At 68.6% G+C, this 14,065-nt stretch carries 12 protein-coding genes; 9 read left to right on the top strand and 3 right to left on the bottom strand.

Annotation, left to right across the window (positions count from 1 at the left end):
• Positions 1–92 precede the first annotated feature (92 nt).
• The 3 genes from HY049_14875 to HY049_14865 all read left to right on the top strand — a co-directional run bounded on the left by HY049_14875 (position 93) and on the right by HY049_14865 (position 4,668).
• Positions 93–1,559 carry a hypothetical protein gene (locus HY049_14875; GenBank protein ID MBI3450185.1) on the top strand — a complete coding sequence of 489 codons (1,467 nt, stop codon included), beginning with the start codon at positions 93–95 and terminating at the stop codon, positions 1,557–1,559.
• Positions 1,560–1,660: 101 nt separating this feature from the next.
• Complete coding sequence (locus HY049_14870) at positions 1,661–2,251, top strand: sigma-70 family RNA polymerase sigma factor (protein ID MBI3450184.1); 591 nt, start codon at positions 1,661–1,663, stop codon at positions 2,249–2,251.
• The gene (locus HY049_14865; GenBank protein ID MBI3450183.1) at positions 2,248–4,668 is read left to right on the top strand and encodes a tetratricopeptide repeat protein; all 2,421 of its coding nucleotides are present in this window, start codon (positions 2,248–2,250) and stop codon (positions 4,666–4,668) included. Before HY049_14870 ends, HY049_14865 begins: the two co-directional genes overlap by 4 nt.
• A gap of 16 nt (positions 4,669–4,684) precedes the next feature.
• On the opposite strand, the gene HY049_14860 is transcribed toward HY049_14865, so the two are convergent.
• Both HY049_14860 and HY049_14855 read right to left on the bottom strand, forming a co-directional pair.
• Positions 4,685–5,368: a hypothetical protein gene (locus HY049_14860; GenBank protein MBI3450182.1), complete on the bottom strand. Its 684-nt coding sequence runs from the start codon at positions 5,366–5,368 to the stop codon at positions 4,685–4,687.
• 16 nt (positions 5,369–5,384) lie between these two features.
• The gene (locus HY049_14855) at positions 5,385–8,303 is read right to left on the bottom strand and encodes a patatin-like phospholipase family protein (GenBank protein ID MBI3450181.1); all 2,919 of its coding nucleotides are present in this window, start codon (positions 8,301–8,303) and stop codon (positions 5,385–5,387) included.
• A gap of 166 nt (positions 8,304–8,469) precedes the next feature.
• On the opposite strand from HY049_14855, the gene HY049_14850 reads away from it, so the two are divergent.
• From HY049_14850 to HY049_14825, 6 genes are all read left to right on the top strand, one after another.
• The gene (locus HY049_14850) at positions 8,470–9,774 is read left to right on the top strand and encodes a hypothetical protein (protein MBI3450180.1); all 1,305 of its coding nucleotides are present in this window, start codon (positions 8,470–8,472) and stop codon (positions 9,772–9,774) included.
• A gap of 172 nt (positions 9,775–9,946) precedes the next feature.
• Positions 9,947–10,522 carry an RNA polymerase sigma factor gene (locus HY049_14845; GenBank protein ID MBI3450179.1) on the top strand — a complete coding sequence of 192 codons (576 nt, stop codon included), beginning with the start codon at positions 9,947–9,949 and terminating at the stop codon, positions 10,520–10,522.
• Between the two features lie 2 nt (positions 10,523–10,524).
• Entirely contained in the window at positions 10,525–11,154 is a 630-nt protein-coding gene (locus tag HY049_14840; GenBank protein ID MBI3450178.1) for a hypothetical protein, read from the top strand.
• A gap of 34 nt (positions 11,155–11,188) precedes the next feature.
• On the top strand, positions 11,189–12,445 hold the full coding sequence (locus HY049_14835; GenBank protein MBI3450177.1) for a PDZ domain-containing protein: 1,257 nt from the start codon (positions 11,189–11,191) through the stop codon (positions 12,443–12,445).
• Between the two features lie 68 nt (positions 12,446–12,513).
• Positions 12,514–12,945, top strand: coding sequence for a hypothetical protein (locus HY049_14830; protein MBI3450176.1), 432 nt, complete (start codon positions 12,514–12,516; stop codon positions 12,943–12,945).
• A 42-nt stretch (positions 12,946–12,987) separates the two neighbouring features.
• Positions 12,988–13,593 (top strand): diheme cytochrome c-553, encoded by a 606-nt coding sequence (locus HY049_14825; GenBank protein ID MBI3450175.1) that lies wholly within the window; start codon positions 12,988–12,990, stop codon positions 13,591–13,593.
• Between the two features lie 9 nt (positions 13,594–13,602).
• Here the strand turns inward: HY049_14825 and HY049_14820 are convergent, their stop codons facing one another.
• On the bottom strand, positions 13,603–14,007 hold the full coding sequence (locus HY049_14820) for a (deoxy)nucleoside triphosphate pyrophosphohydrolase (protein MBI3450174.1): 405 nt from the start codon (positions 14,005–14,007) through the stop codon (positions 13,603–13,605).
• Positions 14,008–14,065: the final 58 nt, after the last annotated feature.

Below are 14,065 nucleotides of genomic sequence, written 5' to 3'. Positions count from 1 at the left end.
TTTCGCGCCTTCGAGGGTGACGGGGTGCGGGTCGGTCGTTCCCGGTGTCTCCGGGAGAAAAGGTGGGGGAGATGGGCGCACGAGGGGGTCGAGTGAGAGCAGGCGGGTCGCTGGCGTGGGCGGCCGTCCTCGCCGCTTGTCTCGCCGGAACGGGGGTGGCGATCGCGCAGGAGGAGGAGCCGGTCCCCTGCGGGACTCACCAGAGGTGGGTCGCCTCCGGCTCCCCTTCCTCAGGCCTCGCGCTGGACTCGCTCGGGTGCCAGAGGAACGGGTCGTGCGACGACCCAAACATGCGCGACCAGCACATCCCCTCCTCCTCGGCCCCCGTGACGGCGGTCACACTCCAGATCAACGTCTTCTGCAATGACGCGGGGACCTCCTGCCGCGCGACGCCCGCCCTGGTGACGAACGCGATGACCTTCCTGAACATCGACTACGCCGACCTGAACCATCAGGGGGTCGACTCGAGGATCCGCTTCATTCCCTTCGTCCGGTTCATCAACGATTCCCGATTCATGACGCTGACGAACTTCAACTTTCCGAACCCCGACGACTTTCCGATGAAAGATCTGTACGCGCGGAGCCCGCAGACCCTCCTGAACGTCTACGTCACCGACATGAGCCCGTCGGTCACCGGGCTCCGCGGACTCTCCACCTACCCGTGGGATCCCCTCGCCCTCCAGCCGCACGGAGGCATCGTCGTCGACTTCCGCGAGTTCGGTCTCGGCCGCGCCGTGCTCACGCACGAGATCGGGCACGCCCTCGGCCTCTACCACACGCACCGTGGTGGGACGACGGCGGAAGGGGAGTCGCAGTGCGGCCCGTGCTGGGAGAACCAGCACCAGGTTACGAGCCTCGCCGCGGACTTCGTCGGCGATTTCTGCCGCGACACCTTCGCGACCGATCCGACGTTCTGCGCGACGTCGGGCCTCATCAACCCGTGCTTCCTGAACGGAGGCGCTTGGACGTCCCTGGGATTCGACTTCGAGAATTTCATGGGCTTTGGGGCGCTGAACGGACCCTGCCGCGATCACTTCACCTCTCAGCAGCTGGGGCGGATGCACTGCTGGCTGCGGGACGCCGCGCCGGGGTGGATCAGCGGCGAGGCCGATACGTGTGCGGCGGCGGGGACGATTCTCCCGGGGCGCAACTTCGGCACGACGTTCGGCGCGACATCGACGATCCCGGCGATCGAGTCGAGGTGCGACAACGGGACCGACGACCTCCCCGACGTGTGGTACCGCTACGTCTCGGCCGCCGGCGGCCCGGTCACGCTCTCGATGTGCGGGACGTCGGCGTCGTTCGATTCGCAGGTGTCGGTGCACACCGACTGCGGGGCGCCCTTCCTGGCCGAGGTCGGCTGCTCGGAGGACTACCCGAACTGCGGCACGTTCGGCGCGCAGGCCCGGATGACTTTTCAGGCGGTGGCGGGACAGCCGTACTTCGTCAGGGTCACCTCCGACAGCGCGGCGCGCGGCGACTTCGAGCTCCTGCTCTGCGAGACGGGGAGCTCGGGGTGCGAGCCGCCCCCGAAGATCCGGCGGGCGGGCGCGCCCTGAACGGTCCGGCTCTCCCCGCGACCCCATCTGGTATCCTCGCTCCGGGGCCGAACGGCGCAGGGTTAGCCCCGGGAGCGCCGTACCCGAGGGGGACCGGCCGGATGCTCGAAGGGAATGAGCCGCCGCACGCGGGGGAGATCACGGTCCTCCTCGCGCGGTGGGGCGGGGGTGACGCGGCGGCGCTGGGCGAGATGATGCCGCTCGTCTACGCGGAGCTGCGGAAGATCGCCGGCCTGTCCATGCGGCGCGAGCGCGCCAATCACACGCTCGAGCCGACGGCGCTCATCCATGAAACCTACCTCCGCCTGGCGCGCGGGATCCCGCAGGAGATCGAGGACCGGCGGCATTTCTTCGCCCTCATGGCTCGGCTGATGCGGCACGTGCTGGTGGACCACGCCCGGCGGATCGTGGCCGGCCGGCGCGGAGGAGGAGCGCGTCGCGTTCCCCTGGAACAGGCCCCGTCGCAGACGGCGGACGGCCTCATCGATCTCGTCGCGCTCGGGGAGGCGCTCGACGTCCTGCGCGCCCTCGACGAGAGGAAGGCCCGCGTGATCGAGCTACGGTTCTTCGCGGGGCTGGACGTGGAGGAGACGGCGGACGTCCTCAAGGTGTCCGTGCCGACGGTCGTCAACGACACGCGCATGGCGCGCGCCTGGCTCTGCGATCGGATGCTCCGGGACTCGCCTCCGTGACCCCCGAGCGCTGGAGGCAGCTCGAGTCGCTCTTCCTCGAGGCGACGGCCCTCCCGCCCGCGGAGCGGATCGGCTTCGCCGCGCGCCGGTGCGCGGCGGACCCGGTGCTCGGCGAGGAGCTCGCGCGGCTGATCCGCGCGGAGGCGCGGCCTCCCGAGTACCTCGAGTCGATCGTGCGGGACGGAGCGGCCACCATGACCATTGCCCTCGCCGCCTCGCGACTAGGATCGCGCGTGGGCCCTTACCGCCTCACGGAGATCCTCGGCGAGGGGGGGACGGGGACCGTATTCCTCGGGCGTCGCGACGACGCGCAATACGAGGCCGTCGTCGCGATCAAGCTCCTGCACTCCGGCATCTCGCACCGGGTCCTCCTGGATCGGCTGAAGGCGGAGCGCCAGATCCTCGCGCAGCTCGATCACCCGAACATCGCGCGGCTCTACGACGGCGGGACGACGGACGACGGCGAGCCGTATCTCGTCATGGAGCATGTGAACGGGATCCCGCTCCTCGAGTTCTGCGAGCGCGGCGCCCTCCGCGGGCGCGCGCGCCTCGGGCTCTTCCTCGTCGTCTGCGGTGCCGTCGAGCACGCCCACCGCCATCTCATCGTGCATCGCGACCTGAAGCCCGGGAACATCCTCGTCACCCCTGAGGGGGTGCCGAAGCTCGTCGACTTCGGAGTGGCGAAGCTCCTCGAGGAGGCTCGCCCCGGCGCCGCGGCGGCGGAACGCACGCTCGCCCCGCTCAGGATGCTGACTCCTTCGTACGCCAGCCCGGAGCAGATCCGCGGAGATCCGGTGACGACGGCGAGCGACGTATACTCGCTCGGCGTCCTTCTCTACGAGATGCTCACGGGTTCGAAGCCCTACGCGATCGACCCCGCGATGCCGCTCGCCGAGATCGAGCGGCGGATCTGCAGCCTCGAGCCTCCCCGCCCGAGCGCCGCCACCCGGTCGGCCGCCTCGGGACGCTGGCTTCGGGGGGATCTCGACACGATCGTCCTCAAGGCGCTCCGGAAGGATGCGTCGCGCCGGTACGCCACCGTCGCCGAGCTGCGAGAGGATATCGAACGCTTCCTGACCGGCCATCCGGTGAAAGCGCGCCCCGAGAAGCTGGCGTATGTCGCGGGCAAATTCGTCTCGAGGCACCGGGCGGGGACCGCGCTCGGCCTCCTCGCGATGATCGCGATCACGGCCTCGGCCATCCTGGCGTGGGTTTCCGCCGCCCGCGCGCGCGACGAGCGCGACCGCGCGTCACGCATCGCGTCGATGCTGGTCGGAATGTTCGAGATCGCCGAGCCCGGCCACGGCTCCGAGCTGACAGTCCGCCGTCTCCTCGATCACGCGGCGAAGCAAGTCGAGACCCTCTCGGGGCAGCCTGAGACGCAGGCGTCCCTCACGCAGACGCTTGCCGGGCTCTACGAGAAGAGCGGCGATTTCAAGGAGGCCGCCGATCTTTACGCGAAGGTCCTGGCGCTCCACGAGGAGCGCGGGGCCGACCCCTCGACGATCGCGGCGTCGCTTCACCAGCTCGCGCGCGCGGTTGCCCGGGGGGGAGGGTACGCGCGCGCGGCCGCTCTCTTCGGACGGAGCCTCGAGATCCGCCGCGCGATCCGCGGCGGCCGCACCCCCGAGGTCGCGTCGACGCTCAACGCACGGGCGCTGGCCCTCCACGAGCTGGGCCGCTTCGATGAGGCGGAAACGCTTTACCGTGAGTCGCTCGCGCTGGACACCGAGCTACTCGGCGCCGGCCACGAGCACACCATGCTCGTCCGGGGAAACCTCGCGCTCCTCCTCCACGACACCGGCAAGCCGGTTGAGGCGGAATCGCTCTACCGCGCGATCCTCGCCTCGATCGAGTCGAGCGCGTCGGGAGGAGGCGACGAGCAGGAGGCCGAGATGCGCGACGGTCTAGGGCTCGCCCTTTTCGCTCAGGGGAGGTTCGAAGAGGCCGCTGGGGCGGCCTTGCAGGCGCTCGAGATCCGCCGGAAGCTGTACGGAGCCGAGCATTACCTCGTCGCCCGGTCGATGAGCCACCTGGGGGTCGCGCTCGTCCGACGGGGACGGCTCGCCGAGGCGGAGGCTCTCGTGGCACCGGCCGCCGACCAGCGTCGCCGGCTCCTCGGCGAGAGGCACATGGAGTACGCCGAGAGCCTGGTGGCGGAGGGGCTCCTCCTGGCGGCCGAGGGGCGCCCCCTTGCCTCGATCGATCTTTTGGATCGCGCCGTCGAGATCTACCGGGTGGCGCTCGGCCCGCGCCACCCTCTCGTGGCGGAAACGCTCGTCGAGCTCGGCCGCTCCCAGCGCACCGCGGGCCGTGAGGACACAGCCTGCCAATCGTTCGCCGCGGCGCGCGAAATCTACTCCGAGCGGGATCCCCGTGCGGCGCAGGCCGGGATCGAGCTCGCCTCGTGCCGCTGACTCAATGTCGCGTGGATCACCCCGCAACGCTCCCCATCGTCGCAACTGTTACACCCGCGGGAGCGAGGTGCTTCGCCATCGCCTCGCGGGCGCGCTCGACGTGGGCCTGCATCGAGGCGCGAGGGGTCGCAGGCGGCGCGAAGATCACCATCCAGAGCGACGTCGTCGAGGGAGTGACCGACGTCCGCAGCGAGTCCGACGTCGGGTTTCCGAACGGCCCCGTCTCGTCGCAGAGGACCGGCCGTCCCTCGAGGTTCACGTCGTCCTTGCGGATCCCGGGATACGACTCGCCGCGTTTCCCGCGCCGCAGCGTGACATTCCCCCGGATCTTCCCGACGTCGTAGAGGCCGATCGGGAGGAGGAAGATGAGAGAGCAGAGGGTGCAGACGTCGACCGCGTTGAGGATCTTCGGCATCGGCTTCGCCTGAAGGGCGCGGCGCACGAGCGCCTCGGAGGAGGGGCGCGTGTGCGTCGGGTCGATGCCGAAGGCGCGGTACAGCTCGCGCGCGGGGGCGAGCCCTTCGATCCCGCCCGGCGGCTTCCCGGCGTGCTGCGCGACCAGCCGGCTGCACTCCTCGACGATTTCGGCGGTGAGGGCGTCGCCCGCCGCGCCGACGGCGACGGGCTCGGCCCGCACGAGGCCGAGGAGCGGGCGGACGGGGAGGTCGGTGGAATGCTCGAACGCGACGGGGTCAATCATCGAGACCCAGTCTGAGTCAAAGCTTGAGCCTGCCTCCCGAGCCCTTGGATCGGCTTGGCGGCGACGTGTCGGCCTTCTTGAACTGCTTTCCGCACCATTCCATCCACGCTTGCGGATCCTTCCCCGTGCCGACCGGCAGAGCGCCGGCTACGTGCTCTCCCAGGGCGCGATACGCCTCGAACTGGTCGTCGTCGAAGAACTGGTCCGCCGTGGTCTGGTGGGGAAACGCCGGGTTCGCGTCGCGGTAGCTCCTCACCGTCACCGCCTCGTCGCCGGTGACCGACGTCTTCAGGTAGATCAAGTACCCGGTCTTTGCGACCAAGTCGGGATCTCCCGATTCGGGAGAACTCGTGCACTGAGGATAGTCGATCTTTCCGATAGCGATGTGGGACGTACTCAGTTTCGGGTCCCCCTTCGGCCGAATCTCGTTCGGGTCGATGGTGACTTTGATGTTCTCGTCGATGTTGATCATCTGGATCGCTGCGGAGAGCTCCGCCATCGCGTACCCGGGGTCGCACCCGGCGTCGGAAGCGATGATGATGTCGCATCGCCTCTGGAGCAATGGGTAGATGCCGACGTTATCCCCAGTGTGCCCTCCGTCCGAGAGGTGAACCATCTCGCGCTCCGCGTCGGTCTGCGCCATCATCTCGTGGAAGAGCCACTTGGGCCAGAAGACGATTTCCCACGCGCGCTCGAACTCAAGAAGGGCGGCGTGGGATTTCTGGATCTGCCGCATCTTTGTCGCAAAGAAATTCAATTTGGTTTCAGCCGGAGGTTCCGGGTCTTCTTCCTCGTGCGCCCCGGTGTACTTTCCAGGGTTGGTCATCCACTGACCGAGTCGCGCGTTGAGAACGGTCATGAGAAACGCCGCAGCGGTGTTTGTGTAATACCCCATGGCCGGAGAAGCCGCGGCCCCCGAGATTGTCATCGCACGGGCAAGATCGGTACGCCCATCGCGGTATTCCTTGGTCTGGACGTAGCCGGTCGTGGTCGATCCGCAGTAGTACTTTGAGAAAAGGAAGTGATCGGACTTCCGCGTACGGCGTGTGAGGTCGTTCGAGCCGGCGAGATTTAGGGCGCACACGATCAAATGGTACGGCCCGGCGCTTCCACTGCGGGTTTCCTCTCCGGGGTTGTCGTGGAGCTCGACGAGATTCATCATCCTGTCGTCGCGAAGAACCACTTCGCCTACGGCCGAGTCACCGACCGTCTCGGGATGAGTCCGTGTGGGACTGTGGTCGCGAAGGACTCCTTCGGTCTCGCCCGCCTTGCCGTCCGTTTTCAGATAGGCCTCACCCAACCTGTCGCGATAAAAGGTGTGCGGTGACACGCGATTGAAATTCACCAGGATGCCGAGGGCGAGGAAGGCCAGCGCGGCTGCGACCAGCGGGACAGAGAATTCGCGCACGCCAATCGTTCCGCCCGAGTTCCACACGATTAGGCTGGAGAGACCGATCAGGGTCACGAATACGAGCACGACGACCAGCAAATTGAGCGCGGCACCCCGAGCGGCACTCAGCAGGCGGTCGAGCGTGCCCGATGGAGCCTCTCCCGCCGTCGCGGGGGATGGGAGAAGGAACTTCCCGGCGAGAAGCGAGAGGAAAGCGCTCAGAGGGCCGTACCACTTGCCGGCGTCGAAGCGGCAGGCCGCGGCCACGAGGAACGGCGTGATCGCGAACAGGAGGGCTCCGTAGAACGAGTAGAGCGCGATCGCCTGCATCGACGCGAAGACGGAGCGAAACGTCGGCGACCATCTCTCTTTTCCCCTCGCGAAGAACGGATACGCGACGAGCGCCGCGATGCGCGCCCCGAGGAAATAGAAGGCGGGAATGAGCAGCCAGCCCGGATGACCATCGACCGGGACCCGCTGCCGCTCCGACTCTGAGCCGGCCCCGGTCGGGCCGCCTCGGGACTGATCGGTGGCCCCGGGCCCCGTCGCGGGCGCTGCCGCTGGCGTCGTTCCACTCTCGTCCATGCAGCAACAGGAGCCCGGATTGACAGGGGGCGCCTGACCGGGGGGCCTCGGAAACCTGTTCTCGTATTCCGACCGGAGATCCCTCAATTCGGCCGCGCCCGAGGGTGAGGCGGCGTCCGAGTGAATTCTGTCATAGAACGGCGTGAACGGGAGCAAGCATGCCAGCGCGAACCCGGCGAAGAAGATTCGATTAAACCTGTACCGCAGGAATTGCTCTTCGCGCGAAGAGTCGCTCGATCTCTCGGTCTGATTGGGGATCCGCCCGAATCTTGCCGAGTACGCCCCGACGGAGATCAACGCCATGAGACCGGCTCCGATCAGCGATGCGGTGATCTGCGGCGCGACGCTTTCGAACTCCGGGTGTGGCAGCAGCAGGAACCCCGCTCCGCGCCACCCCAGGTTGCGGTTGGTCGACCAGAGGAAACCCCACATGCCGTCTCCGGCAATCAGCCATGTGTAGCCGACGATTCCCGCGGCGACCGTGAGCGCGAGCATGATGAAAACGAGGAGAGACAGGATCATGTTGCTCACCTCGTTTCCGATCGCCCGGAGAGTCTCGATCGACAGCATTCGCCGGCGGACGATGAGGAAGTCACCGTGCTTGCGGAGGTGGTGCACCTGATCGCGATCCAGGAAGGGCATCGTGGCATTCGCGGGCAGCCGCGACAGCAGCGACGAGAGGCACGAGCCGATGTACCCTCCGCCCGAGACCGTGCTCATGTAGTCGATGAACTTGAAGGCGCCGCCCACGGCGAGCCGCTGGAGGACGCCGAGGTTGAATGTAGCCGACCGGATGCCGCCTCCCGAGAGGGCCAGCCCGACCCGGAGCGCTTCGCCGTTCGCCGGCTCCGGCACTCCAGCAGCCTGGCGTCGGGACCTGAGGTAGTCCCTTTCGGCTTTCCGCACCTTCCGGGGGAGTAGCAGTCGTCCGCGCAGAAACTCAGGTGTATTCAATGTCATCTCCGAGGACAAAATGCGACATTATGAGACATGACAAGTTCAACACAGTATAAACTATTTTTTTCGTTGACAACACCCCGCTCATCGCCGATAGTCAGGTCCTCACCCTTGGGGCGACCGGTCGCGTGTGGCGGCCGAGCCGCGCTCGGGTCCGGGGAGGTCTTCGATGAATCGTGCGGCTGGCATCATCACCATTTCACTCGTGCTCGTGATCTGTGGAGCGTCTCTGGGTCCAAGGACGATCGCGGCGTCACCGAACGACGGCAGGAGCTGCCAACTCAAGTCGGCGGAGGTCTGCGAGACGGTGTGCCAGTCGAGCTGCGCGATCGAAGCCGTGGACGCAAACACGAGCTGCCTGAGCGCGTGCGACGCGACGTGCGACGCCGATCCCAACACGGCGACCGACTGCAAGAAGAAGTGCGGGCCGTCCTGCACTGTCGATGTCGCCGCATTCCATCAATCGTGCGATGAGGAGTGCGTGGCCGTCTGCCGCAAGTCCGGCAAGAAGGCGGCCGGATGGCTGTACAGCGACTGGGACAACTCTTGCCGGAGCGTCTGCACCCGCGCATTCCCCGCGGATGCGGTCAACGAATTTGTCAGCGATCCAAACAAAGATCCCAACAGCGGTACACCCGGCGATTCACAGAAGCCGAGTTGTCGCGAGAACTGCCTCGCCGACTGCAAGAACGACAAGCCCGGCTTCCGCGGCTGGCTCCGATCCATCAACGATGGTCGGGAGAGGTTCGAGGCCACGGCGTACACCGGGTTCGCGATCGACACGTTCGCGGCGGGAGAGGTCAATAGCTACATCAATCCGAACGATTCGAGCCAGGTGAAGGAGCGAGCCGTCGCCGGTTTCGATTTCGCGTACCGTCTCGTCGGCAATGCAGGGGGCTCGCAACAGGTGTGGTTGTTCGGGGAGACGGTGCATGGCGTCCGCAGTGCCGAGACCGACTGCGGGAACCCGAACAACGCCAAGGCGCTTCCGGCCTGCCACTCGGGTCAGTTCCCGAGCGCGACAGGCGGGCTCGGCATCATCCGCAACGCGACGAGCCTCGAGGCGTTCGCAGGCCTTCGGTACGAGTTCTTGAGGCTCCAGGACAGGTGGAGCCCCCATCCCGCGAGCCTCTATCTCAAGGCGCAGGCGGGATTCCTCACGGTCGCGGGAAACGGCGGCGACGTCATCGACGTGCGGCATGTGGCGCTCGGTGTCGTGGCCACGAACGGGCGGTATCAGGACTCGTACTTCGAAGCCGGGGCCGGGCGCACGGATCTATTTCAGTTCCACCCCGGCCGGCGATTCAAGGTCGACGGGTACCTGACCTGGCGTCCTCGGACGGCCTCCGGTCGGCGGCCGCTCGTCCAGCCATTTGGTGAGATGACCGTGGACGCCGACCTCGGCCCCGGCTCGGACAGCATCCAGACATACGTCGGCTTGAACTTCGATCTCGACGAGCTGGGCTGGAAGTAGGACCCCCAGGCACCGCAGCCACGCTCTCGAAGCGGCCCCCCGGACTCCTCCCCGGGGGGCCCAAACCCCTGACCCTCCGCGATTTCTCGTCTATCGGGCCCCCGCGGCTCGATCGGGGCCTCCCGCCCGGACTTGCGACCAAACCCCGGGCTGATGCATCTATGAGGGCGTGATGACGTCGGCGTTCACCATCACGACGGACGAAATCGTCGTGACCCGCGCCCGGGCGGGCGACCTCGAGGCCCTCGAGTCCGTCTACCGGACGTTCGAGGGGCCGGTCTTCAACCTCGCCCGGCGACTCTGCCGCAATGCGGAGGACGCGGAGGACGTCATGCAGGAGACGTTCATCGAGGTGATGCGCAGCATCCACCGGTTCCGAGGGGACGGTCCCCTGGCCGGATGGATCCGGAAGGTCGCGGCGAGCAAGGCGCTCATGAAGCTGCGTCGCGGCCGCACCCGGATGACCGAGGCCCTCGACGACGACCTCGGGGATCCGGCGACGGGATCGGCGTCGGCCTCGGGGTGGCTCTCGGGGCTCTCCCACGACCGGATCGATCTCGACACGGCGCTCTCGACTCTGTCGGACACCGCGCGCAGCGTCGTCTGGCTCCACGACGTGGAGGGGTACACGCACGAGGAGATCGCCGAGCTGATGGACAGGACGCCGAGCTTTTCGAAATCGCAGCTCGCGAGGGCGCACGGGCGCCTGCGGCGCTGCCTGACGACGGGGAAGGAAGAAGAGGTCTGACAATGCACGCGACACTGGAACAGCTCCTGGCCGTGAGGGACGGGGAGGCCGCGCCCGGGACATCGGCGCACGTTCTGGCCTGCGCCGCCTGCGCGGGCGAGGTCGAGAGGCTGCGGCGCACCGCGGCCGCGCTCCGGGCGCTCCCCGAGATTCGCCCCGCGGCGGATCGGTGGCCCGCGGTCCGGGCGGCCTTCGAGGCCCGGCAGCGCCGCAGGAGGATCGAGTGGATGGGCGGCGCCGCCCTCGCTCTCGCCGCGTCGCTCACGCTCGTCGTCGTCGCCCCCCGCGCCCTCCGGACGATGCTCATCCCGACCACCGCACCTCCCACCGGAAGCGTCACCCGCACGGGCGCCGTGGGTTCGGAGCAGCTCGACGCGCTGGTTCGCCGATCGCAGCGGCTCGAGGCCGAGCTGCGAGGGGGAGAGCCCCAGGGGCGCGTCATCGACGCGGGGACGGCGAGCACGGTGGCCGACCTCGAGGACTCCATCGCCCTCATCGACGCCCGCCTCGCGTCGGCGCCGGCCCGCCGCGCCAGCTCGAGCGACGTGATCGGTCTCTGGCGCGAGAGGGTGCGCCTCATGAACGCGCTGGTCGACACGCACGACGCCCGTCCGGTCTACGCAGGTCTCTGACATGCCCACACCCAGACGTCACAGGAGTCTCCCGATGAACTCTCTCAAGCGAATCGTCGCGGTCGCCGCCTTCCTCGGCGCCGCGCTCGCGGCCCCGGCCATCACGGCGGGCGAGGCCTCAAGCGGAGATGCCGACGCGCGGGCGCAGCGGCGCGCGCGCGAGGCGGTCATGCGCGAGCTGGAGGATCAGCTCCGGGCCGCGCAGCTCCAGATGAAGGACGCCGCGCGCCGCCTCGCGGATCTCCAGGTTCAGCTCGACGCGGAATCCCAGAGCTCCGGCCGCGAGCGGACGCGGGCGTACGCCTGGCGCGGCACGGGGGGCTCGGGGAGCGCCTCGGGAAGCGGCACCGGCGGCTCGTGGAGCACGTCGTGGAGCGGCTCGTGGGGGAACCGCGCGGTCCTCGGCGTCGTGGTGCGCACGGCCGACGATGGAAGCGGCGGAGCCGAAGGGGCCAAGCTCGAGGCGATCACCCCCGGGGGCCCGGCGGAGCAGGCGGGGCTGAAGGCGGGCGACGTCATCACGTCGATCCAGGGAGTCAGCCTCGTGAGGAAATCCGGCGAGGCGCGGGTGCGCGCGCGGGATGACGCCGACGAGGACACCGCCGATGGGGACACCGACATCGACGAAGCCCGGCGCCTCTACTCGTCCGCCCTCCTGATCCGCGAGGTCTCGAAGCTCCACGACGGGGACAAGGTCGCGATCGAGTACTTCCGGGGCGGAGAGAAGCGCACGGCCACCGTCGTCGCCCGCGAGATCCCATCGACGTTCAAGATGATCGGCCCGCTCGCGCAGCTCGCCGGGCCCGGCACGCGCATCGAGATCAACGCCATCCCGGCGCCCGAGGTGCCGCCGACGCCGGTGACGCCGGAGGCCCTCTCGTCCGCCGCGCTGGCGGCGATCGCCCCCCTCGGCTCCTGGTCGCAGATGGAGCTGGTGGCCCTCAATCCGGATCTCGGCTCGTACTTCTCGACGGATCGCGGCGTCCTCGTCGTGCGCGCGCCGCGCGACGGCGCGCTCAAGCTGAAGGGGGGGGACGTCATCCTCCAGGTGGACGGCGAGGCCGCGGAGTCTCCGTCGAGCGCCATGCGGCTCCTCAGGTTCGGCCGCGCGAGCGAGCCGGTCCAGGTCCTCGTGCTCCGCAAGGGGCAGAAGCTCACGGTGTTGACCGATCCGGCGGCCGCGCCGGCGGCGGCGCCCGGGCCGCGACCCCGGCGCGTGGCCGCTCCCCGCGCCCCCGCGCCGCCCCCTCCGCCTCCGCCGAAACCGGGAGGCGCCGGCAACGATCTCTAGGCTCTCGGGTCCGCGCGGCCTTGTGGTACCATGACGCCTCGACCGGAGCCCGGCGCGGTGGACCCGTCATGAAGAAGTTCGACTTCGAGGCCGGAAAGAGATTCCGCAAGGAAGGCGAGATCGTCGAGGCGCTGCGGTGCTTCCGCGCGGCGCTCGACGAGGATCGCGACTCGGTCGAGACCTACCTCGAGCTCGCCGCCACGTACATCCTCGCGTTCGAGGGCTCGGGTGACCCGCTCTGCCTCGATTCGGCCAGAAAGGTCTGCCTGGCCGGCCTCAAGCGCGATCCCAGCGAGAAGCAGCGCCTCCATCTCCTCGGCATCCAGGACCGGATCGAAGATCTGATCCTCGATTCCGAGAAGGCCGAGGCCGACGCGATGTCCGATGCCATGGACGCCGGCGCCGTCTCGATTCCGGAGCCCGGCCCGGGGGACCTCTCGTCCGACGCAGCTCTCGAGGACGACGAGCTCGAGGGGCCGGACGAAGAGCGCGGCCACTGAATCGCCCTTAGACACCCCATCACGATTCGACCAGGAGCATCCGTGACCTCGAAGCGCCTCGCCGCCCTCACGTTGCTGACCATCGCGTTCGCCGTCGCGGCGTCCCGGCATGCCGCCGCCGTCCCCGACAAGCCCGCACCCGCCGCTCCCGCCATCGTGAAGCCCGAGACGATCGCGCGGGGGAAGTACTTGGCCTCGGTCGGAGGGTGCAGCGACTGCCATTCGCCCAAGGTCTTCGGACCCAAGGGTCCCGCCTCGGATCCGGCCCGATTGCTGTCGGGGCACCCGCAGGGCCAGAAGCTTCCGCCGATGCCCGCGGGTCTCATCGGTCCCAACGGTTGGGGTGCGGTGTGCAACAACGACGGCACGGCGTGGGTCGGCCCGTGGGGGACCAGCTTCGCGATGAACCTCACCCCGGACATGGACACAGGGATCGGGGGCTGGAACGAGGCGATGTTCATCAGGGCGATCCGCACCGGCAAGCACATGGGGGAGGGGAGGCCGATCCTTCCGACGATGCCCTGGGCCGAGTTCGCCGAGATGACCGACTCCGATCTGGGCGCGATCTTCGTCTATCTCAAGTCGCTCAAGCCGGTCGCGAACGCCGTCCCGAATCCGGTGCCCCCTCCGGGCCCCCCCGCGAAGTAGCGGCGGGCTTCAGTCGATCAGCGGCGCGAGCCTCTCGAGGATCGGGCCGTCGGCCGGCGGCAGCGTGAGCCCGGCGATCTCACGGGCGCTGAACCACCCGAGGTCGCGGACGCCGAGGCGTCTCGGCTCGCCGTCGAGACGCGCGAGGTAGGTGAGGAGGAGCACCTGCTTCTCGCCGTAGTCGTGCCAGTTGAAGGCGAAGGGGGCTTGCACCTCGGCCGCGACCCCCAGCTCCTCGCGGATCTCGCGCGCCAGCGCCTGGGGGGGCGATTCCCCCGGCTCCACCTTCCCGCCGGGAAACTCCCAGTGGAGCGCGAGGTGCGCTCCCTCCCCGCGCTGCGTCATCAGGACGCGCCGATCGCGGATCACCACGGCGGCGACGACGGTGATCGTGCGGAAAGGGGCGGCGGGCATCGGGCCATTATAGATGTGGGGGGCGGGGCGGCCGTTGAACCCCCCGCGCCTTTCCTGT

The sequence above is a fragment of the Acidobacteriota bacterium genome, from assembly GCA_016195325.1.
Taxonomy (GTDB): Bacteria; Acidobacteriota; Polarisedimenticolia; order JACPZX01; family JACPZX01; genus JACPZX01.
Note: the sequence above shows the minus strand (reverse complement) of the source record. Positions and strands in the feature narration are given on the sequence as shown.

Coding starts and splice junctions, on each gene's coding strand:
- HY049_14850 (MBI3450180.1), top strand. CDS start 8,470: ATGAATCGTGCGGCTGGCATCATCACCATTTCACTCGTGCTCGTGATC.
- HY049_14860 (MBI3450182.1), bottom strand. CDS start 5,368: ATGATTGACCCCGTCGCGTTCGAGCATTCCACCGACCTCCCCGTCCGC.
- HY049_14830 (MBI3450176.1), top strand. CDS start 12,514: ATGAAGAAGTTCGACTTCGAGGCCGGAAAGAGATTCCGCAAGGAAGGC.
- HY049_14845 (MBI3450179.1), top strand. CDS start 9,947: ATGACGTCGGCGTTCACCATCACGACGGACGAAATCGTCGTGACCCGC.
- HY049_14855 (MBI3450181.1), bottom strand. CDS start 8,303: ATGACATTGAATACACCTGAGTTTCTGCGCGGACGACTGCTACTCCCC.
- HY049_14870 (MBI3450184.1), top strand. CDS start 1,661: ATGCTCGAAGGGAATGAGCCGCCGCACGCGGGGGAGATCACGGTCCTC.
- HY049_14835 (MBI3450177.1), top strand. CDS start 11,189: ATGAACTCTCTCAAGCGAATCGTCGCGGTCGCCGCCTTCCTCGGCGCC.
- HY049_14840 (MBI3450178.1), top strand. CDS start 10,525: ATGCACGCGACACTGGAACAGCTCCTGGCCGTGAGGGACGGGGAGGCC.
- HY049_14820 (MBI3450174.1), bottom strand. CDS start 14,007: ATGCCCGCCGCCCCTTTCCGCACGATCACCGTCGTCGCCGCCGTGGTG.